The sequence below is a fragment of the Novosphingobium sp. genome (assembly GCF_037133355.1).
Lineage (GTDB): Bacteria > Pseudomonadota > Alphaproteobacteria > Sphingomonadales > Sphingomonadaceae > Novosphingobium.
This window is the reverse complement of record NZ_JBAXOI010000002.1, coordinates 177,510-201,630: the sequence shown is the minus strand read 5'-3', so window position 1 is coordinate 201,630 and position 24,121 is coordinate 177,510. Positions and strand designations below refer to the sequence as shown.

The 24,121-nt window shown below is 65.7% G+C and carries 25 protein-coding genes and 1 tRNA gene; 14 read left to right on the top strand and 12 right to left on the bottom strand.

Annotated elements, in window-relative coordinates; all coding sequences use genetic code 11:
- Positions 1-106 precede the first annotated feature (106 nt).
- From WCL10_RS03195 to WCL10_RS03185, 3 genes are read right to left on the bottom strand one after another with little or no spacing between them, the layout of a single operon-like run.
- Positions 107-1,258, bottom strand: a complete 1,152-nt coding sequence (locus WCL10_RS03195) for an acetyl-CoA acetyltransferase (protein ID WP_336894177.1) — start codon at positions 1,256-1,258, stop codon at positions 107-109.
- Complete coding sequence (locus WCL10_RS03190) at positions 1,251-1,619, bottom strand: OB-fold domain-containing protein (protein ID WP_336894176.1); 369 nt, start codon at positions 1,617-1,619, stop codon at positions 1,251-1,253. Before WCL10_RS03190 ends, WCL10_RS03195 begins: the two co-directional genes overlap by 8 nt.
- Positions 1,616-2,818, bottom strand: a complete 1,203-nt coding sequence (locus tag WCL10_RS03185; RefSeq protein WP_336894175.1) for a CoA transferase — start codon at positions 2,816-2,818, stop codon at positions 1,616-1,618. The genes WCL10_RS03190 and WCL10_RS03185 overlap by 4 nt, the downstream gene beginning before the upstream one ends.
- Before the next feature lie 253 nt (positions 2,819-3,071).
- Here WCL10_RS03185 and WCL10_RS03180 point away from each other — a divergent pair, with 253 nt between their 5' ends.
- The 3 genes from WCL10_RS03180 to WCL10_RS03170 are packed head-to-tail and all read left to right on the top strand — an operon-like array spanning position 3,072 to position 5,843.
- Positions 3,072-3,833, top strand: coding sequence for an SDR family oxidoreductase (locus WCL10_RS03180; RefSeq protein WP_336894174.1), 762 nt, complete (start codon positions 3,072-3,074; stop codon positions 3,831-3,833).
- 1 nt (position 3,834) lies between these two features.
- Positions 3,835-5,199: an aromatic ring-hydroxylating dioxygenase subunit alpha gene (locus tag WCL10_RS03175; protein WP_336894173.1), complete on the top strand. Its 1,365-nt coding sequence runs from the start codon at positions 3,835-3,837 to the stop codon at positions 5,197-5,199.
- Positions 5,196-5,843, top strand: coding sequence for an NAD(P)H-dependent oxidoreductase (locus tag WCL10_RS03170; protein WP_336894172.1), 648 nt, complete (start codon positions 5,196-5,198; stop codon positions 5,841-5,843). Before WCL10_RS03175 ends, WCL10_RS03170 begins: the two co-directional genes overlap by 4 nt.
- On the opposite strand, the gene WCL10_RS03165 is transcribed toward WCL10_RS03170, so the two are convergent.
- Both WCL10_RS03165 and WCL10_RS03160 read right to left on the bottom strand, forming a co-directional pair.
- Positions 5,789-6,298 carry a MaoC/PaaZ C-terminal domain-containing protein gene (locus WCL10_RS03165; protein ID WP_336894171.1) on the bottom strand — a complete coding sequence of 170 codons (510 nt, stop codon included), beginning with the start codon at positions 6,296-6,298 and terminating at the stop codon, positions 5,789-5,791. The genes WCL10_RS03170 and WCL10_RS03165 overlap by 55 nt on opposite strands.
- Positions 6,295-7,524, bottom strand: coding sequence for an aromatic ring-hydroxylating dioxygenase subunit alpha (locus WCL10_RS03160; RefSeq protein ID WP_336894170.1), 1,230 nt, complete (start codon positions 7,522-7,524; stop codon positions 6,295-6,297). Before WCL10_RS03160 ends, WCL10_RS03165 begins: the two co-directional genes overlap by 4 nt.
- Positions 7,525-7,678: 154 nt before the next feature.
- Between WCL10_RS03160 and WCL10_RS03155 the strand changes: the two genes are divergently transcribed.
- Entirely contained in the window at positions 7,679-8,140 is a 462-nt protein-coding gene (locus WCL10_RS03155; protein WP_336894169.1) for a VOC family protein, read from the top strand.
- 27 nt (positions 8,141-8,167) lie between these two features.
- Here WCL10_RS03155 and WCL10_RS03150 read toward each other — a convergent pair.
- Positions 8,168-8,242 (bottom strand) — tRNA-Val (locus tag WCL10_RS03150).
- Positions 8,243-8,331: 89 nt separating this feature from the next.
- On the opposite strand from WCL10_RS03150, the gene WCL10_RS03145 reads away from it, so the two are divergent.
- Positions 8,332-8,664 (top strand): DUF3297 family protein, encoded by a 333-nt coding sequence (locus WCL10_RS03145; RefSeq protein ID WP_336894168.1) that lies wholly within the window; start codon positions 8,332-8,334, stop codon positions 8,662-8,664.
- Between the two features lie 68 nt (positions 8,665-8,732).
- On the opposite strand, the gene WCL10_RS03140 is transcribed toward WCL10_RS03145, so the two are convergent.
- Entirely contained in the window at positions 8,733-9,623 is an 891-nt protein-coding gene (locus WCL10_RS03140) for a LysR family transcriptional regulator (RefSeq protein WP_336894369.1), read from the bottom strand.
- Positions 9,624-9,715: 92 nt separating this feature from the next.
- Between WCL10_RS03140 and WCL10_RS03135 the strand changes: the two genes are divergently transcribed.
- Positions 9,716-11,212, top strand: a complete 1,497-nt coding sequence (locus tag WCL10_RS03135) for a CoA-acylating methylmalonate-semialdehyde dehydrogenase (RefSeq protein ID WP_336894167.1) — start codon at positions 9,716-9,718, stop codon at positions 11,210-11,212.
- 8 nt (positions 11,213-11,220) lie between these two features.
- Here the strand turns inward: WCL10_RS03135 and WCL10_RS03130 are convergent, their stop codons facing one another.
- Together WCL10_RS03130 and WCL10_RS03125 are read right to left on the bottom strand one after the other, a co-directional pair.
- Positions 11,221-12,042 (bottom strand): sterol desaturase family protein, encoded by an 822-nt coding sequence (locus tag WCL10_RS03130; RefSeq protein WP_336894166.1) that lies wholly within the window; start codon positions 12,040-12,042, stop codon positions 11,221-11,223.
- Positions 12,043-12,135: 93 nt separating this feature from the next.
- Entirely contained in the window at positions 12,136-13,182 is a 1,047-nt protein-coding gene (locus WCL10_RS03125) for a helix-turn-helix domain-containing protein (protein WP_336894165.1), read from the bottom strand.
- A gap of 170 nt (positions 13,183-13,352) precedes the next feature.
- Between WCL10_RS03125 and WCL10_RS03120 the strand changes: the two genes are divergently transcribed.
- The 5 genes from WCL10_RS03120 (at position 13,353) to mmsB (ending at position 17,710) form a co-directional block, all read left to right on the top strand.
- A complete protein-coding gene (locus tag WCL10_RS03120; RefSeq protein WP_336894164.1) occupies positions 13,353-14,498 on the top strand; it encodes an acyl-CoA dehydrogenase family protein in 1,146 nt (381 codons plus the stop codon).
- Positions 14,495-14,908 carry a VOC family protein gene (locus tag WCL10_RS03115; RefSeq protein WP_336894163.1) on the top strand — a complete coding sequence of 138 codons (414 nt, stop codon included), beginning with the start codon at positions 14,495-14,497 and terminating at the stop codon, positions 14,906-14,908. The genes WCL10_RS03120 and WCL10_RS03115 overlap by 4 nt, the downstream gene beginning before the upstream one ends.
- On the top strand, positions 14,905-15,951 hold the full coding sequence (locus tag WCL10_RS03110) for an enoyl-CoA hydratase/isomerase family protein (protein ID WP_336894162.1): 1,047 nt from the start codon (positions 14,905-14,907) through the stop codon (positions 15,949-15,951). The genes WCL10_RS03115 and WCL10_RS03110 overlap by 4 nt, the downstream gene beginning before the upstream one ends.
- A complete protein-coding gene (locus WCL10_RS03105) occupies positions 15,948-16,730 on the top strand; it encodes an enoyl-CoA hydratase-related protein (RefSeq protein WP_336894161.1) in 783 nt (260 codons plus the stop codon). The genes WCL10_RS03110 and WCL10_RS03105 overlap by 4 nt, the downstream gene beginning before the upstream one ends.
- A gap of 110 nt (positions 16,731-16,840) precedes the next feature.
- Complete coding sequence (mmsB, locus tag WCL10_RS03100) at positions 16,841-17,710, top strand: 3-hydroxyisobutyrate dehydrogenase (RefSeq protein WP_336894160.1); 870 nt, start codon at positions 16,841-16,843, stop codon at positions 17,708-17,710.
- A gap of 73 nt (positions 17,711-17,783) precedes the next feature.
- Here the strand turns inward: mmsB and WCL10_RS03095 are convergent, their stop codons facing one another.
- Positions 17,784-18,500 carry a CHAP domain-containing protein gene (locus WCL10_RS03095; RefSeq protein ID WP_336894159.1) on the bottom strand — a complete coding sequence of 239 codons (717 nt, stop codon included), beginning with the start codon at positions 18,498-18,500 and terminating at the stop codon, positions 17,784-17,786.
- Positions 18,501-18,794: 294 nt separating this feature from the next.
- Here WCL10_RS03095 and der point away from each other — a divergent pair, with 294 nt between their 5' ends.
- Both der and WCL10_RS03085 read left to right on the top strand, forming a co-directional pair.
- Positions 18,795-20,183, top strand: a complete 1,389-nt coding sequence (gene der / locus WCL10_RS03090; protein ID WP_336894158.1) for a ribosome biogenesis GTPase Der — start codon at positions 18,795-18,797, stop codon at positions 20,181-20,183.
- 212 nt (positions 20,184-20,395) lie between these two features.
- Positions 20,396-20,821: a DUF983 domain-containing protein gene (locus tag WCL10_RS03085; protein ID WP_336894157.1), complete on the top strand. Its 426-nt coding sequence runs from the start codon at positions 20,396-20,398 to the stop codon at positions 20,819-20,821.
- Here the strand turns inward: WCL10_RS03085 and WCL10_RS03080 are convergent.
- Complete coding sequence (locus tag WCL10_RS03080) at positions 20,818-21,195, bottom strand: DUF4345 domain-containing protein (RefSeq protein ID WP_336894156.1); 378 nt, start codon at positions 21,193-21,195, stop codon at positions 20,818-20,820. The two genes, WCL10_RS03085 and WCL10_RS03080, sit on opposite strands and share 4 nt — an antisense overlap.
- A complete protein-coding gene (locus WCL10_RS03075) occupies positions 21,192-21,950 on the bottom strand; it encodes a hypothetical protein (protein ID WP_336894155.1) in 759 nt (252 codons plus the stop codon). The genes WCL10_RS03080 and WCL10_RS03075 overlap by 4 nt, the downstream gene beginning before the upstream one ends.
- A 361-nt stretch (positions 21,951-22,311) precedes the next feature.
- Between WCL10_RS03075 and WCL10_RS03070 the strand changes: the two genes are divergently transcribed.
- Complete coding sequence (locus tag WCL10_RS03070) at positions 22,312-23,955, top strand: calcium-binding protein (protein ID WP_336894154.1); 1,644 nt, start codon at positions 22,312-22,314, stop codon at positions 23,953-23,955.
- Positions 23,956-24,121: the final 166 nt, after the last annotated feature.

Here is a 24,121-nt window from a genome sequence, read left to right as displayed (position 1 = left end):
CTCATCCCCGCGCAGGCGGGGATCCAGAGCGGTGGTGCGTGACGCCCTGAATTGCTTCGCTACGCTCGCGGGTGACGAGGTGACCGGGGCGACGGATTGAGGCGGTTCAAACCGTCTCCGCATTACCGAAAATCACTGTCGCCTGCGCCGAGAGCGTGCCGCCGTTGCCATGGGCCAGCGCGGTCTGGGCGCCCGCGATCTGGTTCGCCGCTTCTCCGCGCATCTGACGCACGGCTTCGACCATGGCGAACATGCCATACATGCCCGGGTGACAGCACGAGAGGCCGCCGCCGTTGGTGTTGACCGGCAGCGAGCCGCCCGGCGAAATCGCGCCGCTCGCCACGAACTTGCCGCCTTCGCCCTTGGCGCAGAAGCCGAGGTCTTCGAGGAACAGGATCGTGTTGATGGTGAAAGCGTCGTAGAGTTGGACGGTGTCGATCTCGCCCGGCGTGAGCCCGGCCATCGCCATCGCGCGCGGGCCGGATTCGGCGGCGGCGGTCACCGTTATGTCATCCGCCTGCGTGACCGAATTGTACCAGGTTGCCGCAGCGGCACCGAGCACGGGGACGAGCGGCTGCGGCCCGTCCTTCGCGCGGTCGGTGCGGGTGAGGACCATGGCGGCGGCGCCGTCCGTCACGAGGCAGCAATCGCGCGCGCGGATCGGGCTGCTCATGAGGCGGGAATTCACTACGTCCTCGATCGTAAGCGGCCCCTTCGCGAAAGCTTCGGGGTTGGTATTGGCCCAGAGGCGCGCGGCGACGGCGACGCTCGCCAGTTCCTCGCGCGTCGTGCCGTACTGGTGCATGTGCCGGGCGGCGGCCAGCGCGTAGAACGAGAGCGGATACATCGGATTGTAGGGCGCGTCCCAGCGGTCAGGCCGCGCGGGCGTCGAGAGTTTGCCGCCGCTTGAGCGCTGATTGGCGCCATAGGCGATCACCGCGCAATCGAGGTAGCCTGCATCGAGCATCATGCATGCGGTGACGAGGTGGCTCATGAACGAGGCCCCGCCGGCGCGGTTGTTGTCGGTGAAGCGCGGGTGGAGGCCGAGATACTGCGCGAGGCTGAGCCCGGCAAAGAGGTCGTCGGGCAGCGCGATGAACAGGCCATCTACTTCCGGCAGGCCGATCTGGGCGTCTGCGAGCGCGAGCTGGACTGCCTTGCCCGCCATTTCGATCGTCGAATGGCCGGGCATTTCGCCCACGCCAAACGTGGAGGCGCCGGCGACGGAAACGCGGCCGCGCGGGAAAATGTCACCCATCGGCCTGCTCCACCGGATCGAATACAATCATGGGGACTTCCCCGCCGATAATCCGCGCCTTGACCGCCATGCCGATCTGCAGCGTTTCGGGCGTCACGTCTTCTACCCGGCCCATCATGCGCACGCCTTCCGCGAGATCGACAAGCACGACGTTGTACGGCGGTTCGGGCGGTTTGCGCTGGATCCAGGTGGCCGAATAGACGGTGCCAAGGCCCGAGGTCTCGAACCATTCGAGCTCAGCACCGGTGCCGGGAGCAAAGGCCCGCGGCGGGAAGACCGCCTTGCCGCCGCCGACCGGGCGCTGGAGGAGGAAGCGGCCTTCGGCGAGCGCTGCATCCCATTCGGTTCCCGGCCCGCTCATGAAAGCACCGCGCCGCTGGCGACCATTGCCGCAATTTCGTCCTCGCCAAAACCGGCTTCGGCAAGCACTGCTGCGCTGTCTGCGCCAAGCACCGGCCCCGGATCGCCGATCGCGCCGGGGGTGCCGGAAAAGTTCGTGGGGATGCCCGGATAGCGCAAGGTGCCAAGCTCCGTTTCAGCGCTGTGCCAGAAGCCGGTTTCCACGAGGTGCGGATCGTGGAGCAGGCCCTGCAGCGAGGCGATGGGGGTTGCGGGGATTTCAGCGCGGCGGAAAAGGTCCATCCAGCTTTCCGTGGTGCGCGTGGCCATGACCTTCTCGACATGCGCGAGCACCGCCGAGATATTCTCGCTGCGGCTGCGCATCGAGGTGAACATGGGGTCGTTCGACCACTCGGGATGGCCGAGTTCGCGGAAGAAGGCCTGCCATTGCTTGTCGTTGTAGATCATCACGCCGACATGGCCGTCCGCCGTCTTGTAGGGGCGGCGCGAGGGCGAGGTGGCGCGGGGATATTCGGGCGGGCCCAGCGGCGGATCGAACAGCGAGCCGCAGATGTGTTCGGTGGCCGCGAACGAGACAAGCGTCTCGAACATCGGCACTTCGATTTCCTGGCCCTCGCCCGTCTTTTCGCGCGCATAAAGCGCGGCAATCACGGCATAAGCGCCGGTGAGGCCGGCCACCTTGTCGGCGATGACGGTGGCGCTGTAGGTCGGCTCGCCGCCGGAGAGGCGCGCTTGCAAGTCCACAATGCCCGAGGCGGCCTGCACGATATCGTCGTAGGCGGGATAGTCGCGGTAGGGGCCGGTGCGGCCATAGCCATAGAGATTGGCGTAGATGATGCGCGGATTGGCCGCAGCGACGGCTGCATAGTCCAGCCCGAGGCGGGCAATCGCCTGCGCGCGCATCGAGTGGATGAAGACGTCTGCCCCTTTGGCAAGCTGCAGCACCGCATCGCGCGCCGCGGGCTGCTTCAAATCGAGCGCGAGGCTGCGTTTGCCGCGATTGACGTTGAGGAACATTGCGCCGCGCGTCGGGTCGGGGCCGGGGGGGATGAAGCGGGTGGTGTCTCCCGCCGGGCCTTCGATCTTGATCACGTCGGCACCCAGATCGGCGAAGATCTGCGTGGCATAGGGGCCCATCAGCACGCTGGTGCAATCAAGCACGCGTACGCCCGCAAGGGGGCCTTTGCCGCGCCCGCTCATGCCCGCTTCGCTGCCGTGATGGCCGCGCCTGTGATGCCCTTGTGCCTCATATTTCTCCCGTTTCCAGCCTCGGTGGGGCGGCGCTCCGGTCCGCTATGAAGGACCACAAAAAAGCATTCAAGCATGTTTTTTTCTTGGCGCCTTGCCCCCCGCCCAATAGAGTGCGCGGCGGTTGAGGAGCGGGTTGGGTTCGTGCAATTCGAGCCATGTGCTGCCCGGAAGATGGTAGCCCCGCCGCAGGAAAGGACAAGGCATGGATCTGGGACTTCAGGGCAAGAAGGCGATCGTCGTCGGCGGAGCACGCGGCATCGGCTTTGCGGTCGCCGAGATCCTCGTGCGCGAAGGCGCCGATGTGGCGATCAGCGCGCGCGGCGAGGACAGCGTGAAGGACGCGGTCGCCGCGCTCTCGCGCTATGGCACCAAAGTCGTCGGCAAGTCGGTCAACGTGAAGCGCGCGGACGATTACAAGGGATGGCTCGAATGGGCCATCGAGGCCCTGGAAGGCGTCGATGTGCTGGTGCCCTTGAGCTCGGCCGGTGGCGGCATGGGCAGCGAGAAGTACTGGCACAACGCCTTCGAGACCGACGTGATGGGTCCGGTCCGCGCGATCGAGGCGGTGATCCCGGTGATGACGGCGCAGAAGCGCGGTTCGATCGTGCTCGTCGCCACGACCAGCGCGCTGGAAGCCATGGGCGGACCGCAAGCCTACAACGCGATGAAGGCCTCGCTGATCACCTATGGCAAGCAGCTGGCGCTGGCGCACGGCAAGGATGGCATCCGCGTCAACATCGTCTCGCCCGGGCCGATCGAGTTCGAGGGCGGCAACTGGGACATGATCAAGGGTACAATGGAGAAATTCTACCAGTCGCAGCTGCGCCAGCAGCCGATGGGGCGGCTGGGCAAGCCTGAGGAAGTGGCGCGCGCGATCGTGTTCCTGGCGAGCGAGGCGGCCAGCTGGTGCAGCGGCTCGCACCTCGTGGTCGATGGCGCCTTCACCAACCGGACGCACTTCTGAAATGAGCGGCCGGGTAACCTGGGACACGGCGCGCATGGACGTGAAGCGCGTCGTCGATGTGATCCGCGTCTCTCCCGAAGACAATCCGGGCCGCACCCCGGTCGACAAGGCGCCCGATCCGGAACTGGGCCATAATCTCATTCCGGCAGCGCGGTACCATTCGGCCGAGTTCATGAAGCTCGAATGGGAGCGGGTGTGGACGAAGGTCTGGCTGCTGGGCGGGCGGGCCGACGATATCCCGTCGCCGGGCGACTACATCTGCACCGAGATCGGCAAGGAAAGCGTGCTGATCGTGCGCCAGCATGATGGCTCGCTGCGCTGCTTCCCCAATGTCTGCCTGCATCGCGGCAATCGCTTGCGGCCCGAGGGGATCGGGAATGCGCAGGCGTTCCGCTGCATGTACCACCACTGGACTTACGGGCTCGACGGCAAGATCGAGCGGCTGCCGGACCTCTGCACATTCCCGCAGGGCGGGCCTCCTGGGATGACCCTGCCGAGCCTGCCGGTGGCGGAGTGGAACAGCTTCGTGTGGTTCTCGCTGAACCCGGATGTGGAGCCGTTCGACCAGTACATCGCGCCGCTCAGGGAGCATCTCGAGCCTTACCACCCCGAGCGGATGGCGTGGAAACGCGATGTTACGGTGGAGTGGGACTGCAACTGGAAGGCTTCGGTCGACGCCTTCAACGAGAGCTATCACGTGCAGGGGATACACCCGCAGCTGCAGTGGTACCTCGATGACGTGAATATCCAGATCGACTGCTACGAGCGGCACAACCGCTACCTGATCCCGTTTGCCGCGATCTCCCCGCGCGTTGCGATGCCGAGTGCGATCCCGCCGGCGATCGAGGAAATCATGCGCCATGCAGGCATGGACCCCGCCGAGTATGAGGGCCGCGTCGGCGATATCCGGCGCGATGTGCAGCGTTTCAAGCGCGAGCATGGCAAGGCGCAGGGGAAGGACTATTCGGCGCTGAACGATGATCAGCTGACCGACGACTACCACTACATGATCTTCCCCAATGTGGCGGTAAACATGCATGCGGACGATGTGATGCTGTTCCGCCAGCGCCCGCACGCGAGCGATCCGAACAAGATGCTCTACGACGTCTGGGTGTTCGAATTGGTGCCCGAAGGCGAGCCTTGGCCCGCCCGCGCCAAGCACCGCCGCTTCAAGCATGGCGAGCGGAGCATCGGCCAGGTGCTCGATCAGGATGCCTACAACTTGCCGACAGTGCAGCTCGGCATGCAGAGCGAAAGCTTCCCGGGCCTGTGGATCGGCGAGCAGGAACTGCGCATCCGCTATTTCCACAAGGTGCTCGACGACTACGTTTACGGGCCCGGCGGCAAGCGGGAGGGGGACTTGTGAGCCAGCGCATTCTTCACGTCATCGGCTCCCCTCGCGGCGAGCGTTCGCGTTCGGTGAAGGTGGCGCAGCGGCTGATCGAGAGGCTGGCGGCGGCGAGCCCCGGCACCGAGGTCGAGACGCTGAATGTCTGCCACGCCGATCTTCCCGCGCTGACCGGACCGGTGATCGAGGGGCGCTATGCGCTGATCGAGGGCCGTGAGGTGGCGGACGATGTGCGCGCGGCCTGGGGCCGGATCGGCGAGGCGGTGGCGCATTTCCTCTCGTTCGATTGCATCGTGTTCAGCGTGCCGATGTGGAACTTCGGCATCCCCTGGCAGCTCAAGCAGTACATCGACACGATCACGCAGCCGGGCATGGCCTTCCGCGTTTCGGAAAGCGGCGTAGAGGGGATGGGCGCGGGAAAGCGGGCGATCCTTGTCGCCTCGGGCGCGCTCGATATCCGGCCGGACAGCCCCACCGCCGAGCTCGATTTCCAGGTGCGCTTCATGCGGGCCTGGCTTGGCTTTATCGGCATCACCGATGTGCATGTTGTGCATCTGCGCCCGACTTACGGCCCGCCTGATGCGGTCGAGGCGGCGATGGCCGAGGCCTATTCTTCTGCCGAAGCGCTGGTTGACGACCTGTCCCGTGCATCGCGGGTGTAGACGAGGTTGGTGCTCTCGAAGGTGACGCACTCGGTGCCATCTTCGAGCATCACCACATAGCGCGTGACGGCCGTGCCGCGCGGCTTGCCGCTGCGCGAGGGTTCGAGGCTGAGGATATCGCTGGAGACGCGCAGGGTGTCGCCCGCGCGGACGGCGCGCTTCAGCCGCAGGCGGTCCCAGCCCACGCCGCAGACGAAATCGATGTCGCCGTTGATCGCGTGGTCCATCTGCCGCCAGATCGCCAGAACGTGGATGCCGCTCGCGACTACCTGCCCGAACACCGAGGCGCGCGCCGCTTCGGGATCGGTGTGGAACCACTGCGGATCATGCGCGCGGGCGAAATCGAGGATTTCCGCCTCGGTCACGGTGCGCGAGGGCGAGAGCCTCGTCTCGCCCACCTGCAGGTCCTCGAAGGTCCGCCAGGGCGTGCCCAGCGGCGAAAGCGCTCCGGTCATTCGCGCGTGATGAAGGGCGCGAGCACCGGTGTGACGCGCAAGTGCTCGGGCACGTTCTCCACCCCGATGCGGCGGTCGAGTTCCTCGTGCCAGTTGTAGATGCGGCGCTCCTGATAGTTGAGCGACATGCCCTTGAAGCCCGGGCCTTCGACCGATTCCTGAATCTGCGGGGCGAATTGCAGGTCCTCGTAGAGAATGCGCTCCCAGTTCTTGATGCGCATCTCCCACAGCGGATGCGGATTGGCGGCATCGTGATCGGGCGCGAGCCAGGTCGAGACCACGCGGGTGCGGCGCGGGCCCATCGGCCAGAACTGCAGCAGCGGAACGCCGGTAGGGGCGGGCGGCATCACGAAGTTCGGGTAGATCGAATAGCTGACGTTGTTCTTGGCGACGAACTCCGAGATCGTCGGGATCTCGGGCATGCCCACGGTGCCGGGATCGATCCAGCCCTCGCGCCGGTTGGGCGTCGCCATGCGGCTGTGGCCATTGGGCCAGAGCGTGACGATCATCGCGCGGTGATCGAGGAAGCGGTCCACCGTGTTCTCGTGGATCGACTTGAGGTGATAGACCTCGAGGAACGCATCAAGCAGCACCTTGACGTTGCACTCGGTCTCGTAGGTGCGGCTGTCGACAAGGCGCAGCTTTTCGAGCTGGAGCTGTTCGAGCTCGGCCGCCATCGGGCCGATATGCTCCATCAGTGGCTGCGCATCGGGATCGGCGTTGAGGAAGATCATGCTGCCGAGCAGCTCGCAGCGCACCTGGCTGAGCGAATGGCAGGAAAAGTCGAAGCCATCCGCAAAGTCGCGCCGGTCGCGCACCGCAGTGAGCTTGCCTTCGAGCGTATAGGACCAGCCGTGATAGCCGCAGACAAAGCCGCGCGAGGTGCCGCTCTCCTCCTTTACGAGAGGTGCGCCGCGGTGCTGGCACGTGTTGTAGTATGCTCTGATGTCCCCTGCGAGCGTGCGGGTGACGATGACGGGGGAGCCGGTGTTGCGGCAGAGGAACCACGAGCCGGGCTCGGGAAGCTGGTCGACATGGCCGGCGTAGAGCCAAGAGCGCTGCCACATCCCCTGCTCCTCGAGCGCGAGGAAGGCGGGATCGACATAGCGGCCGCCCGGGATCGAGGGGAGCGCAGGGAATCCGACGGGCGGGCCATTGCGGTCGCGTTCCCACGCCATGCGTGCCAGATCGTCGGCAGGGGGCTCGGCAGTCATGGTTTCGGACATCGGTTGCTCTCCCGGAACGGTCGGGTTCCGGGCGCAGTTTAAAAACATTCATGTATGCTTGTAAAGTAATGCTTTCCGGGCCGCTATAGGCTCATTTTCAAATTCAGAATCATAGGCTTGCCGATGTCTGGCAAGTGCAGAGGGAGCGATGCGAATGGAGATTTTGGCGGGTATCTTTCACCATGGCGTGCTTGTCGACGACCTTGAGGCCGCGATGGCTCATTTCAGCGCGACAATGGACTGCACCTGGACCCCGGTGCGCAGCTTTGATCCCATGCCGGTGTGGAACGCGGCGGGCGAGCAACTGGATGCCCGCCTGCGCGTCGTCTATTCGCACCAGGGCCCCCTGCGGATGGAGCTTATCGAGAGCGTGCCGGGCTCTGCCTATGATGCAATGCGCGCGCTTGGCCGCTCGCACCTTGGCGTCTGGGTCGATTCGGTAGCGGACAGCGCGGCGGCGATGCTGGCAGACGGCTGGGAACTCGTGCTGGCAGGCGCGCCGGCTGATCAGGGCCACGGCGCCATCGCCTATCTTTCACGCCCCGGCAGCCCGGTGATCGAACTGGTTGCCCGCGCGATCCTGCCGGTGATGGAAGAGTGGTGGGCGGCCGAATAAGGGCGCTTGCCGTATCGGCAGGGCCGATGGTGGGCGCGGCAGGGATTGAACCTGCGACCCCACCCGTGTGAAGGGTGTGCTCTACCACTGAGCTACGCGCCCGCGCGGCCAGTCATGGCCGAACAGGCGCGGGCCTCTGCCATGGCGGCGCTTGATTGACAAGTGGGGGGATCAAGATATTTGCGCCCGTCATGACCGACGAAGCAACCCAGCCCGACTCCGCCGCGCCCGAAACCGGCGCCCCCGCACCTGCTGCCGGGCCCGACGTGCCGCCCGATCACCTCGCGATCAATCCGCGCAGCCCCTTCTTCGATGCGGAGAAGCTGCAACGGGGCATCGGCATCCGCTTCAAGGGCACGGTGCGCCGCAATGTCGAGGAGTATTGCATCTCGGAAGGATGGGTGCGCGTGCAGGCGGGCAAGACCATGGACCGCAAGGGCAATCCGCTGACGCTCAAGCTCTCCGGCCCGGTCGAGGCCTGGTACGAGGATCTGGGCGAGGACGCGCCGGTCGCGAAGCTTTAGGAAGTACCCCTCCGATCCGCCTTCGGCGGCTCACCTCCCCATTTGTGCTTCGCAAAAATGGGGAGGACCTAGTGGGGGAGCAGCCTCCCCCGCTCGCGCTCTACCAGCGCGGTCAGCCAGGTCTTGAACGCTTGCACCCGTCCAAGGCTGTGCGTGTCCTTGTGCATCACCAGCCAGAACGAGCGCGTGATCCGGCGTTCAGGCAGCACGGGCACCAGCCTCGGATCGGCATCGCCGACGAAGCACGGCAGCACGCCGATGCCGGCACTCGCTGCGATCAGGCGGTGCTGCGCATTGATCGAGGACGAGCGCACGGCGGCGGCGAGGCCCGGCTCGATTTCCGCAAGGTAGCGCAGTTCGGGCGCATAAAGCAGATCGGGAATGTAGCCGACCAGCGCATGGCCGCGCGCCAGATCGGACGGGCGGCGCAGCGGCGCGTGGGCGGCGAGGTAGTCTGGCGCGGCATAGAGGCGCAGCGCGTAGTCCGAGAGCTTGCCAGCGATCACCGGCCCCGCGCGCGGGCGGGAAAGCGTGACGGCGAGGTCCGCTTCGCGCTTCGAGGGGCTGAGGAAGCCCGAATTGGCAACGAGATCGATCACCAGCCGCGGGTGTGCGGCCGTGAAGCCGGCGAGGGCGGGGGCGACGATCCAGCTGGCGAAACCTTCCGAAAGGCTCACCCGAAGCAGGCCCGCCGGGCCGCCGCCGCCATGTTCGGCAATGCGACTGGCGGCGCGCTCCATCGCTTCGACTTCGACGAGCAAGGCCTCGCCCGCCTCGGTCAGGACCTGGCCCTCGCGCGTCTGTTCGAACAGCGTGGCGCCGACGCGCGCTTCGAGGCGGCGCAGGCGGCGGCCCATGGTGGTGGCATCCACGGCCATGGCCTGCGCCGCGCGCGCCAGCTGGCCGGCCCGCGCGATGGCGAGAAAAGCCTGATAGTCGTTCCAGTCTGGCGGCTGCATCATTGCAGGCCTCCCTCGCATTTTCTCACCTTGCTTGCAAATCATCCGGGGTGCAGGAAGCCCGTCACATTAGTCAGGAAAGGATGCAGGCCATGCGCCAGATCGATCATTTCATTGTTGGCGGTTCGGGCGGAGCCCCGGCGCGCAAGGGCCCCGTGTTCGATCCCAACACCGGTGCGGTGCAGGCCGAAGTGGCACTGGGCACGGCCGACACGCTGGAACGCGCGGTGCAGGCCGCACTGGCCGCGCAGCCCGCCTGGGCCGCGGTCAACCCGCAGCGCCGCGCGCGCGTGATGTTCGAGTTCAAGCGGCTGGTCGAGGCGAATATCGACGAGCTGGCCCGGTTGCTTTCCTCCGAACACGGCAAGGTGATTGCCGATTCCAAGGGGGACATCCAGCGTGGGCTTGAAGTGATCGAGTTCTGCTGCGGCATCCCGCATGTGCTGAAGGGCGAGTACACGCAAGGTGCGGGCCCGGGCATCGACATCTATTCGATGCGCCAGCCGATCGGCATCGGCGTGGGTATCACCCCGTTCAACTTCCCGGGCATGATCCCGCTGTGGATGGCCGGTGTCGCCATCGCCTGCGGCAATGCCTTCATCATCAAGCCTTCCGAGCGCGACCCGTCGGTGCCGGTGCGCTTTGCCGAGCTGTTCATCGAGGCGGGCCTGCCCGAGGGCATCTGCCAGGTTGTGCATGGCGACAAGGAAATGGTCGATGCGATCCTCGATCACCCCGCCATCGGCGCGGTGAGCTTCGTCGGCTCGTCCGATATCGCGCATTATGTCTACAAGCGCGGCGTCGCGGCGGGCAAGCGCGTGCAGGCGATGGGCGGGGCGAAGAACCACGGCGTGGTGATGCCTGATGCCGATCTCGATCAGGTGGTCAACGATCTCGCCGGTGCCGCGTTCGGTTCGGCTGGCGAGCGTTGCATGGCGCTGCCGGTGGTCGTGCCGGTGGGCGACGAGACCGCAGAGGCCCTGAAGGCCAAGCTGATCCCGGCGATCGAAAAGCTGCGGGTGGGCATCTCGACCGACGCCGATTGCCACTACGGTCCGGTCGTCACCGCCACGCACAAGGCGAGCATCGAGCGCTGGATCACGCGCTGCGAGGAAGAAGGCGGCGAGATCGTGATCGATGGTCGCGGCTTCACGCTGCAGGGCCACGAGAACGGCTTCTTCGTCGGCCCGACGCTGATCGACCACGTGACGCCCGACATGGAAAGCTATCACAACGAGATCTTCGGCCCCGTGCTGCAAATCGTGCGCGCCAAGGACTTCGAGGAAGCGCTCGCGCTGCCTTCGAAGCACCAGTACGGCAACGGCGTGGCGCTGTTCACCCGCAGCGGCAACGCGGCGCGCGAATTTGCAGCGCGGGTCAATGTCGGCATGGTCGGCATCAACGTTCCGATCCCGGTGCCGGTCGCCTATCACACCTTCGGCGGCTGGAAGCGCTCCGCCTTCGGTGACACCAACCAGCACGGCGTTGAAGGCGTGAAGTTCTGGACCAAGGTGAAGACCGTGACGCAGCGCTGGCCGGATGGTCTGCCGGCCAGCGGGAACGCCTTCGTCATTCCGACGATGGGGTGACCTGAGGCTTAAGGGCTCACGGCAACATGGACCGGCACCTCATGCCCGGCGGTTTCGCGGCGGCGGTTCACCACCGCCTCGAACCGCTCGTGGTAGCGCGGGTGCTCGGTGCCCAGCCAGCGGTCCCACCAGGTGAAGTAGAGCCCGAAGTTGTGCCGCCCTTCGCTGTGGTGGAGATCGTGGTGGACGGTGGTCGTCAGCCAGCCGGTGAGCGGCGAGCGGGTGAAGCCGGGCCAGGCCAGTTCAAAACCGGCGTGGCCGAAGGCGTTGCGCGCGATCTGGTGGCCGAGGAAGATGAACACCGCCCAGGGCTCAGCGGGGGCGACGAGTGTGAGCGCGGCGACCATGACCGGCACGATCACCGCCTCGAACGCGGCCTCGCCGGTGGCGAAGCTGTAGGCCGCCCAGCTCGTCGGCGTGCGGCTGAGGTGGTGGACCGAGTGAAACGCGCGGAACAGGGTGCGGTGGTGCAGCGCGCGGTGCATCCAGTAGAAATAGGCATCGTGCATCAGGATAAGTGCGGCGGTCTGCCACAGGATCGTGACGAGCACCGGCGGGCCCTGGTTGAAAGCGATGGCGCCGACCACTATCAGCACCACAGTGATCAGATCGACAAAGGCGAAGACCGCCATGGCCCACATCGACTGGCGCACTTCGCGCAGGCGGTCGGCGGTGGTCGCGCGGCGGGTCTGGATGCGGCGGTGGGCAATGCGGCTGGCGAGCAGCCAGCACAGCAGCGCAACGGCGGATGCGCCGATGAAATAGCGCAGGCCTTCGATCCAGACGCTGTCGATCATGCGGTGGACCAGGAACAGGAACGTGATGGGCATGGGGCTCTCCGTGAAGGGGATGCCCCGGCTGTGTCAGACTGTCGGCGGCTTGGCTGCGCTGGCCCCGAAAATGCTGATGCTTTCCGGAATCGATCAGGGTTTTTCAGGTTCGGCAAACGCGGCGCGGCGGTATTCGGTGGGGGTTTGGCCCACAGCCTCGCGGAACGCCCGGTTGAAGGGGGCGAGCGAGCCGTAGCCGAGGTCCATCGCGATGGTAAGGACGGGCAGATCGACGCGGGCCGGATCGGCCAGCACGGCTTTCGCTTCGGCAATCCGGTGCGCGTTGAGGAAGGCCGAGAAGTTGCGGTGGCCGAGGCGGCGGTTGATGAGCGCGCGAAGGCGGTGTTCGGGCACATCGAGGCGGGCGGCGAGCAAGCCGATAGTCAGGCCGGGTTCGAGCCAGATGCGGCTCGCCATGGCAGATTCGAGCTTGTCACGAAGGACGCGTTCGGCCGGGCTCCAGTCGTCGCTCTGACCAGCGGAGCCCGCCGGGCGGGTGGGTGCGAGCAGGGCAGGATCAGCCCCGAGCATGGCAACGGCGATCACGAGAATGGCAAGCGCGATGACCAGAGACTGGCCCGCCAGCATCCACGCCGGTTCGTTGCCGAAGCCGAACCAGGCCTCGCTTGCCAGCACGCCGATCGACAGCACCGCGACGATCAGCACGAAGGCGACGCGGAAGCGGCGGCGCTTCTCGACAAGATCGTCGTCGCGTTCGGTCAGCGCGATGACCATGGCGTGGAGCACGAGCAGCGCGGCGGTGAGGTGGCCCACCGCGTCGGCCAGCGGGATCAGCGGCTCACACCAGCGGCGAAGCACATAGACCGCCACGCTGGCCAGAATCAGCGAAAGAGCGGCAAGGCCGATTCTCCGGTCGACGGCGCGATCGAACACCAGATGCGCGAAGTGCCACAGGAACCAAGGCGCGAGATTGCTGGCCAGCACCACGACGAAGCGCAGCGGCGAGGGCGTGACGGGAAATTGCGGGGCCGAGTTGATCAGGTAGCCGATTACGCCGACCAGCAGCGCGACCGTGATCCGGCGCACCGGTGGCGCCGCATCGCTGCGCCAGATCACCAATGCCACAAGCACCAGCTGGCCGATGCCGATCAGGCGCAGGGCAGTATCGAGGCTGTCCATCCGTGGTCCGTGAAGGCGTTGGGGCTTGCCCGCGCTTCTATGGCCCGGAGCCGCCCCAAGGTCCATGCCCCGGCGGCGCGCTTGTCACGCGCCCCGGTTCGGCTAGGACGACGCGCGGCGGCAACGTTTCACCCGCATTTCCATACCCCCATGCAGCGCAAGGCCAGAGCATGACCGACCAGTTTGCCCTTACCGACGATCAGCTTGCCATTCAGGAGATGGCGCGGCGCTTTACCGCCGATGCCATCACCCCCTTCGCCGCGCAGTGGGACGAGGACCACACCTTCCCGCTCGATACGATCAGGGCTGCGGCTGAACTGGGTTTCGCCTCGATCTATGTCAGCGAGGAGAGCGGCGGCATCGGGCTGGGGCGCCTCGAATCGGCGCTGATCATGGAAGCCATGGCCTATGGCTGCCCGACGACCAGCGCGTTCATCTCGATCCACAACATGGCCTCGTGGATGATCGACCGGTTCGGGGGGGACGAGATCAAGGGGCGCTATCTCCCCTCGCTCATCACCATGGACAAGATCGCCAGCTATTGCCTGACCGAGCCGGGTTCGGGATCGGATGCGGCGGCGCTCCGCACCACCGCGCGGCTTGAAGGCGATCACTACGTCGTCAACGGCACCAAGCAGTTCATTTCGGGCGGCGGGGTGAGCGATGTCTATGTGACTATGGTGCGCACCGGGGATGCGAGCCCCAAGGGTGTTTCGTGCCTCGTGATCGACAAGGGCACGCCGGGCCTCAGCTTCGGCGCGAACGAGCGCAAGCTGGGCTGGAACGCCTCGCCCACCGCGCAGGTGATTTTCGAGAACGTAAAGGTACCCGTGGCGAACCGCGTCGGCGCGGAGGGCGACGGGTTCCGCTTCGCCATGGCCGGGCTCGATGGCGGCCGGCTCAATATCGGAGCCTGCTCGCTCGGCGGCGCGCAGCGGTGCCTGGATGAGGCGGTCAAGTATGCCAAGGAGCGCAGCCAGTTCGGCCAGCCCATCGCCGATTTCCAGAACACGCAGTTCGCGCTGGCCGACATGGCGACCGACCTCGAAGCCGCGCGCGCGCTGCTCTATCTGGCGGCGGCCAAGGTGACCGACAATGCGCCCGACAAGACGCGTTTTTCCGCGATGGCCAAGCGCTTCGCCACAGACACCGGCTCGTCGGTGGTCGACCGCGCGCTGCAGGTCTTCGGCGGCTACGGCTATCTCAAGGACTATCCGATCGAGCGCTTCTGGCGTGACCTTCGCGTGCACCGCATTCTTGAGGGCACGAACGAAGTGATGAAGCTCATCATCGGCCGCGATCTGCTGCGCCAATGATCGCCAGCCGGCTCGCCATGGTTACCGTTGTGGTGCCCGATTACGACGAAGGACTTGCGTTCTTCGCCGGAAAGCTGGGGTTTGCCGTGCTGGAGGATACCCCGCTGGGCGAGTGCAAGCGCTGGGTGGTTGTCTCACCGGGCAACGGAACGCATCTGCTCCTCGCCCGCGCCGCGAACGATGATCAGGTCGCTGCGATTGGCCATCAGACCGGCGGGCGCGTCGGCTTCTTCCTGCACACCGAAGATATTGCCCGGAGCGCCAGATTGCTGGAAGCGGCCGGAGTGGCCATCGAGCGTCCGCTGCGCCGCGAGACTTATGGCGCGGTGCTGGTGTTCCGCGATCCCTTCGGCAATCTGTGGGATCTGATCGAACCCGCTGCCACAGCCACATCAGAGAAAGCTGCATGACCGACGATCTTCTTGTTCGCATCGAGGGCGCCTGCGGCGTGCTCTCGCTCAATCGCCCCAAGGCGATCCACGCGCTGAACCACGACATGGTTGTGGCGATGACCGAGGCGCTGCTGGCTTGGCGCGATGATCCGGCGGTTTCGGCCGTGATTATCGACCATTCCGAAGGCCGCGGCTTCTGCGCAGGCGGCGATATCGCATTCCTGCGCAATTCCGCGCTGACCGACGAGGGCGCGGGCGGCCGCAAGTTCTTCTTTGACGAATACCGCCTCAACCACCTGATCATGACCTACGCGAAGCCGATCGTGGCCTTCATGGACGGGATCACCATGGGCGGCGGCGTGGGCCTTGCCGATCCGGCGCGCTACCGCGTCGCGACCGAGAACACGCGCCTTGCCATGCCCGAAACCGGGATCGGCCTTTTCCCTGATGTCGGCGGCGGCTGGTTCCTTTCGCGCATGAAGGGGCGGCTGGGCCAGTATCTCGCGCTCACCGGCGCGCGAATGGACGGGGCAGACTGCCTTTGGGCGGGTTCGGCCACGCATTACCTGCCCGCTGCGGCGCTGGCGGATGCCAAGGCGCGGATCGCTGCCGATCCGGCGGACATCCCGGCGATCCTTCACAGCCTCGCCGCTGTGCCGCCCGCGCCGAAGATCGCGGGCCATGCGGATGACATCGCGCGGCTGTTCGCTTCGGATCGCTACGAAGATATCCTCGCGGCGCTTGAAGCCGAGGGCAGCGAGTTCGCGGCCGCGACGCTGACGACGCTCCACACCAAGAGCCCGCAGACCTGCAAGGTTGCGCTGCGCCAGCTTGCTACCAGCCTGACCTTGCCCGATTTCGCCGCCAACATGGTGATGGAATACCGCATCGGCGCGCGCGTGCTGGTGCGCCCTGATTTTGCCGAGGGCGTGCGCGCGGTGATCGTGGACAAGGACAATGCCCCGAAGTGGAACCCGGCGACGCCGGAAGGCGTGACCGATGACATGCTGGACGCGATCTTCGCGCCCCTGCCTGCAAACGAGGAATGGAGCCCCCTATGACTTTCGAAACGATCCTTGTCGAACAGCGCGGCGCGGTCACGCTGATCACGCTCAACCGCCCCAAGTCGCTCAACGCCTTGAATTCGCAGGTGCTTGAGGAATTGATCGTGGCGTTCGGCGCCTATGAGGCGGACCCCGGCCAGCGCTGCGCCATTCTCACCGGCTCAGGCGAGAAGGCCTTTGCCGCCGGCGCCGACATCAAGGAAATGGCCGACAAGGCCGCGACCGATTTCTACACTGGCGACTTCTTCTCGCGCTGGACCAGCCATATCGTGAAAGCCACCCGCAAGCCGTGGATCGCGGCGGTGAACGGTTTTGCACTCGGCGGTGGGTGCGAGCTTGCCATGATGGCCGATTTCATCATCGCCTCGGAAAACGCCAAGTTCGGCCAGCCCGAAATCAAGCTTGGCGTCGCGCCCGGCATGGGCGGTTCGCAGCGCCTGACCCGCGCGGTGGGCAAGGCCAAGGCGATGGACATGTGCCTCACCAGCCGGATGATGGACGCGGTCGAAGCCGAACGCTCGGGCCTTGTCAGCCGTGTCGTGCCGCTGGCCTCGCTGATCGATGAGGCAGTCGCCGCTGCCGAAGCCATCGCGGCGATGCCGCCGGTGGCCGTGATCGCCAACAAGGAAATGGTCAACGCTGCTTTCGAGCTGACGCTCGATCAGGGCGTGCTGTTCGAACGCCGCGTGTTCCAGGTGCTGACCGCGACCGAGGACAAGGCCGAAGGCATGGCCGCCTTCATCGAGAAGCGCCCGGGTGTGTGGAAGGGGCGGTAAGCTTCAGTCCCCCTCCCGCTTTCGGGAGGGGTTAGGGGTGGGCCAGTTCGCCCACAACAATTTGGGAGGAGGCCCACCCCCGGCCCCTCCCGCAAGCGGGAGGGGAGCATATGAAAATCGCATTTATTGGCCTCGGCAACATGGGCGGCGGCATGGCCGCAAATCTGGTCAAGGCGGGGCATGACGTCCACGCGTTCGATCTTGCCGAAGCGGCGCTGGCGCGCGCCAAGGAAAACGGCTGCACAACCTACACCTCGGTGAAGGAAGCGGTGCAGGGCGCGGATGCCGTCGTCTCGATGCTGCCGAACGGTGCCATCGTGAAGGCGGTCTACACTGCGGACGTGATCGGCCAAGCGCCCACCTCGGCGCTGCTGCTTGATTGCTCGACCATCGACGTGGCCACCGCTCGCGAAGTGGCCACTCTCGCGGCGGACGCGGGCTATGCCATGGTCGATGCGCCGGTTTCGGGCGGGATCGCGGCGGCCAATGGCGGCACGCTGACTTTCATGGTCGGCGGCAGCGCAGACGCCTTTGCGCGCGGCGAGCCGATCCTTGCCGCGATGGGCAAGGCAGTGATCCATGCGGGCGACAGCGGCGCGGGGCAGGCGGCGAAGATCTGCAACAACATGCTGCTCGGCGCCTCGATGATCGCGACCTGCGAGACTTTTGCCATGGCTGAGAAGCTGGGGCTTGATCTCCAGACCTTCTTCGACATTTCGTCCAAGGCTTCGGGCCAGTGCTGGTCGATGACGAGCTATTGCCCGGTGCCCGGTGTCGGCCCGACGACCCCGGCGGACAACGGCTATCAGGGCGGCTTTGCCACGGCGCTGATGCTCAAGGATCTGAAGCTCGCGATGGAAGCGGCCAAGAGCGCCGGGGCCGACGTGCCGATGGGCGCGCGGGCGGCCGAGCTTTATGCGGCCTTCGCCGATGCGGGCAATGGCGGGCTCGACTTTTCGGCGATCATCAAGACTTTGTGATTTTTACCCCTCCGACCCGCTTCGCGGGCCACCTCCCCATTTGTGCTGCGCAAAAATGGGGAGGGTTTGGGGGTCAGCGCAAGCGGCTGGCGATGATGCGGCCGATGGGGTCGTTCTTCAGGCTGGGCGTCACGGTCACCGGCGTCTCGCGCAGAGCGTACTGGCGCCGCGCCGGGGTTCGCGTTGTTTCGGGAACGATGCCCTTCAGGAAATCGGGGCCGATCCGCGAGGTGTAGGCGGGCTTGGCGGCGGGGGTTCCGGCCGAGGCGAGCACTGTCAGTCGTTCGTTTGCTAGCGGCTTGCGGTTGTAGATGAACCCGCTCACCGGCCAGTGCGTGGTGCCGAGCCCGCCGAGCGGGGCGTACCACACGCGCACCTCGCTCCAGTCGTTGGCGGGGGAGACATCGACGGCGCGAACGTTGTCTTCCGGCTGGCCGCGCCGCCCGTCGATGGGTGACCAGTTGGCGTGGCGCAGCAGCACGGTACGCGAATCGACGATCCGGCTGACTGCGGCGACATGGCCGAGTTGCATTGCGCCGTAAGGGCGGAAAGCCATGACCGCGCCGGCCTTGGGCCGCGTGCCGCGCGCGTAGTGCCCTGCGGCTTGCGGCCACCAGGTATGCGCGTCGCCATAGAGCTGGATGCCCGAAACCTTTCGCGCGTATGGCACGCACTGGATGTAAGGGAGGCCAGCTTCCTCGCCCCGATCATCGCCGGTAATCGACGCTGGATCGGGGGCAGCGGGGCGGGCCCGACTCTCAGCAGACCATGATGCCAGGGCAATCAGCATCAGTGCAGCTTTGGCTCTTGCTCTCATGCCAAACGACTTGAAGGGTGTACGATTAAGGAAGCCCTCAGCGGCTACGTAAGGAACAGCAAGCCGCGCGAGCGCCCCCTGGTCAACGCGTTCGCCTATAGGCAGACCACGGAGTTTCGCATTGTTTGTAGAACTGAAGCTCATGCCCTGTTCTTGGCCGCGGTCTGGTTAAGGCCGCTCTCGTCAGGCTGGTTAACGCCGGCTTAGCACGGAACACGCACCACGCTTGCCCTTGCCTTCCGCGCGCGATGGGGCCACGGGGGCGTGATGCTGCCTCAGGTCATCATCATCGGCCGGCCCAATGTGGGCAAATCGACGCTGTTCAACCGGCTGGTCGGCAAGAAGCTTGCGCTCGTCGACGACCAGCCGGGCGTGACGCGCGACCGCCGCTTTGGCGATGCGGATCTGCTCGGCCTGAAGTTTACCATTGTCGACACGGCGGGCTGGGAAGATCTCGATCCCGAGACGCTGCCCGGGCGGATGCGCCAGCAGACCGAAGCCTCGCTGGTGGGTGCGGACGTCGCGCTGTTCGTGATCGACGCGCGCGCGGGCGTGACCCCGCTCGACGAGGAAATTGCGCGATATTTGCGTTCCAGCCGCATCCCCATCGTGCTCATGGCCAACAAGGCCGAAGGGCGTGCGGGCGATCCGGGGCTCTACGATGCCTTCGCGCTGGGCTTTGGCGAGCCGGTAGCGTTTTCCGCCGAGCACGGACAGGGCCTCGCCGATCTGTTCGAGGCGCTGCGCCCGCATATCGAAGGCGCGGACGACGATGACGACATGCCCCCGCCGGAAGGCGAGGAGGACGAAGAGGAGTTCGATCCCGAATCGGTCCTCAAGCTCGCCATCGTCGGGCGGCCGAATGCGGGCAAGTCCACGCTGATCAACAAGCTGCTCGGCGAGAACCGGCTGCTGACGGGGCCCGAGGCGGGGATCACGCGCGATTCGATCGCGATCGACTGGCAGTGGTTCGATCCCGCCAGCGATGCCTACCGCCCGGTGCGGCTGATCGATACCGCCGGGATGCGCAAGAAGGCGCAAGTGGTCGAGAAGCTGGAGAAGATGTCGGTCGCCGACGCGCGCCGGGCCATCGACTTTGCCGAAGTCGTGGTGCTGCTGCTCGATGCGACGCGCGGGCTCGAGCATCAGGACCTCAAGATCGCCTCGATGGTGCTCGAGGAAGGCCGGGCGCTGATGATCGCGATTAACAAGTGGGACATTGCCGAGGACGCTTCGGCGCTGTTCAACGGCGTGCGCGCGGCGCTGGAAGAAGGGCTGGCGCAAGTGCGCGGGGTGCCGCTGCTTGCGGTTTCGGCGCGGACGGGCAAGGGGCTCGACCAGATGCTGACAGCGGCGTTCGATATCCGCGCGGCGTGGTCGAAGCGTGTGCCGACTTCGGCGCTCAACCGCTGGTTCGATGATGCGCTGGCTGCCAATCCGCCGCCGGCACCGGGCGGCCGCCGCATCAAGCTGCGCTACATCACGCAGGCGCGCATCCGCCCGCCGAGTTTCGTGATGTTCGGCACGCGGCTCGATCAGCTTCCCGAAAGCTATCGCCGCTATCTGGTCAACGGCATCCGCCGCGAACTGGGTTTTGATGCGGTACCGATCCGGCTGACCTTGCGCAGCCCGACGAACCCCTTCGCCAAGAAGTAGCCAAGTCTCACTTCCGTTCCTGCTTCGTCACCCTGAACTTGTTTCAGGGTCCATCGCGCCCTAAAGCGCGGAGCACTCAGTGGGGGCACGACGCGGCGTCGTTGCGCTATTAGCGCTGACCTCTGCGCGCGCGGAAGGATGGACCCTGAACCAAGTTCAGGGTGACGGGTTGTTTTCAAGTCGACGTTCGTTTTGACCTTTGAGGTTTCACCATGCCCGATACCGCCCTGCCGCTCGACCCCGCGATCCTGCCGCATAGCGCAGGCAGCGCGATCATGCGGGGCGTCCAGGGCAAGTGCCCGCGCTGCGGCGGCACGCATTTGTTTGCAGGCGGGCTGAAGCCGGTCGAGCGCTGCCGGATGTGCGGACAAAACTGGACGCTGCATGCAGCCGACGATTTCCCGCCCTATATCGCGATCCTGCTCACGGGGCACCTGATGGCGCCGGTGATCATCGGCCTTGGCAAGATCGAGAGCCTGCCGGAATGGGCGATGATGCTGATCGCGCTGACCATGGCGGCGGCGCTGATCGCCGCAATCCTGCGCCCCGCCAAGGGCGGTGTGATCGCGCTTCAGTGGTGGCTGGGAATGCAGGGCTTTGCCGGGCATGCGGGGAAGGTTGAGGCGGGCGTGGCCTAGCCTGGAAAGGCCTTGGCGCGCGCCCATAGCAGGATCGGCGGGATAGCCAGCTCAAGCCCTCCGAGAAACACGAAGAGCGGCGACGGCAACCCGACCTGAACAGCCGAGATCAGGCGCGCGATGCCGCCGATGAAGAACACCAGCATCAGCGCGCGAAACATTGCCGCGCGCGTGCCGAGATCCTGAGCACACCAGATACTGGCCGCGCCGAAGCCGAGGAACAGCGTGGCATAGAAGCGGTCCTCGCTGTCCATCGTGGCGTTGACCGGGACGCTGCCGGGGATGCTGGCGGGGCCATAGCCGATGTGCACCAGCGCGATGGCCATGCAGACCGCGCCGAACAGCACGACGAAGCCCTTGAGCAGCGCTTTCATAGAAAGTTGTTCGGCCAGATCATCGTGCGCCACATATGCGCCGTGGGCGAACCATCAAAGCCCAGCCCTTCCTCCGGCTCCCTGAAGTTCCGCCCGATCACGTCCTCCAGCTCCTCCGGCACCACTACCGGGAAATCGTCGAAGAAGTAGGTGTCGTAGAGCGTCATCTGCCGCGCGGTCATGTACCACTTGTGGTTCTTCGCGTACTCGGCATCGCGCAGCAGGTAGTCCGGCACCTGATAGTCCGGGCCGAAGAAGGCGTGATAGCTTTCGGGATAGGCGTAGCCGACGCTTTCGTCGGGCACATAGCGCAGCGCCTGATGGTACTTCACCGCGAAAGCGACTTCGGGATCGACATAGGGCTCGACCAGCTGCGCGCTCCAGTAGCCGTGGTCGCAGCGGATCAGGCAGCCGTTGGAAATGTCGTGCAGCAGGCAGGCCAGGACGACCTTTTCCGGCAGCCCGTCATCCAGTGCGCGCTTGGCGCTGACGAGGAGGTGTCGCACGGTGATATCGCCGAAGCGGCAGCGGAAGAAATCCATCAGGCGCGGGCGCTCGGGCATGCGCGGCAGGGCGGGGTTGTCGCCCATCATGAACACCGTCTTGGGGTTCAGCAGCTTGAGGAGCTCGCCCTCGTTGTCGACGAAATCGGTGCCCTTCCAGCCTACGGGCGAAGGATAGATCAGACGCTCGCGGCCTTCCTGCGGCCATGCCCGGTCGTCGTTGGGGCACAGATCATCGGTTGCAGCGGTCATGGTCAGGGCTCCTTGTCCCGCATGGGCTAGGGCGGTGCGGGCTCGGGCTCAAGCCCCAATCGGGTGGCGCGAGGCGATTCGCCCTGTCGCCGCGCGGTGCGGGAAGGGTGCAGCATAGGTGTTTTCCCGAGGCGCTGGGGAGTGGCGATAGATGGCATGAAAGCGGGCGGATTTTCGAACTGTTTTCACGGCTTTGAACGGTCAATGCTGCGCCGAAAGGCCCCCGAACCTGTACCCCTCATGAACGAAAATGTCGTCAATCTGACTGCGATTTCCGATATTTGCGGAGGCAAGCCAAAGGCAGTCCGCGCCATATTTGCCGCGTGCCTGAACGCAATGCATTGCGAAGGAGGGACCACCCATGACGCAGACCTACAAGTTCGATACGACGACCAACCCGATCCAGCGCTTCGAGGTCGAGAAGGACGGCTCGCTCGAGATCGATCCGCTCGCCAAGAACCAGTCGCTGAGCTTCGATGCCGGGACCGGCGTGATCACGCTGACCAGCACTTTCGGTGCCTACGTCAAGCTCAAGACCTTCGTGCCGACGCCCTCGACCACCGATGATCCGACCTTCTACGTGAAGGACAAGATCGTGTTCAAGGCGCTCGACGGCACGGTGATCAATGATCCCACCGCAGGCGAGAGCGACGGCAACGTGCCCGGCGATCAGGACAACGACGGCAACAACGACGATTCGCTCCAGGGCGATGGCGGCAAGAACGTGATCAGCGGCGGCGCGGGCGATGACCATATCGCCGGGCTTGGCGGCGCCGACATTCTCCACGGCGGCACGGGCGACGACGTCCTGCTCGGCGGCAACGGCGGCGACGTGCTGGATGGCGGGGCGGGCAATGACGGCCTGATCGGCGATAACGGCAATGACGTGATCGACGGCGGCACCGGCAACGACATTCTCGACGGCGGCGACGGCAACGACAAGATGTTCGGCGGCGAAGGCAACGACGACCTCTACGGCGGCGCGAACGGTGACTATCTCGACGGCGGCAAGGGCGACGATACGCTCTATGGCAACACCGGCGACGACAAGATGCTTGGCGGAGAGGGCGACGACGGCCTGACCGGGGGCGACGGCAACGACAACCTGTTCGGCGGGCTTGGCAACGATACGCTGACCGGTGGCATCGGCAACGACGTGCTGCGCGGCGAGGAAGGCAACGACACGCTCAATGGCGGTGACGGCAACGATGTCGTCGGCGGCGGCGATGGTAACGATGCTGTGAGCGGCGGGGACGGTAACGACAAGGTCTTCGGCGGCGACGGCAACGATACGCTGAACGGCGGCATCGGCGATGACGAGCTCGACGGCGGCAAGGGCAACGACACCCTGCTGGGCGGTGAGGGCAAGGACAAGCTGGCCGGCGGCGACGGCGACGACACGTTCCTCGCCGGGCTTGACGCCGGCAATGATTCCTTCGCAGGCGGCAAGGGCAACGACACGATCGATTACTCGGGCGCCAAGGCCGGGGTGAGCATCGATCTCGATATCGGCATCGCCAATCCGATCGCGAACGATTCGGGCACCGGGCTCGACACCATCAAGGGTATCGAGAATGCGATTGGCTCGGATTACGACGACGTGCTGATCGGCACCAAGGAAGCCAATGTCCTCAATGGCGGCGCGGGCAGCGACACGATCACCGGCGGCAAGGGTGGCGACATGCTGACCGGCGGGGCAGGCAACGATACCTTCCGCTTCACGGAAACGAAAGACTCGCGCCCCGGCCTTGCCGACCACATCACGGATTTCGTCTCGGGCAGCGACAAGATCGACCTTTCGGCAATCGACGCGATCAAGGGCGGCGCCAACGATGCCTTCACGCTGGTAGCCTCGGCGCCGGCGGCGGGCGATCCGGCGGGCAAGGTCTGGTTCGATGCCGCAACCCACACGCTTTACGGCAGCATCGACAAGGGCCCGGCAGCGGAATTCGCCATCGTGCTCGACGGCGTCAACGCCATCACGGCCGCCGATCTGGTGCTGTGATCGGTTGAAGCTGGGATGACAAAAGGGGCGCTGCCGGATGGTCCGGCAGCGCCCCTTTTTGTTTTTTGGTTGCTGCGCACTGGCCCACCCACAAACCCTCCCGCAAGCGGGAGGGGGGCTTGGAGTTGCCGTTTTCGGCAAACGGGCGGTGCAGTCGAAGCTTCCC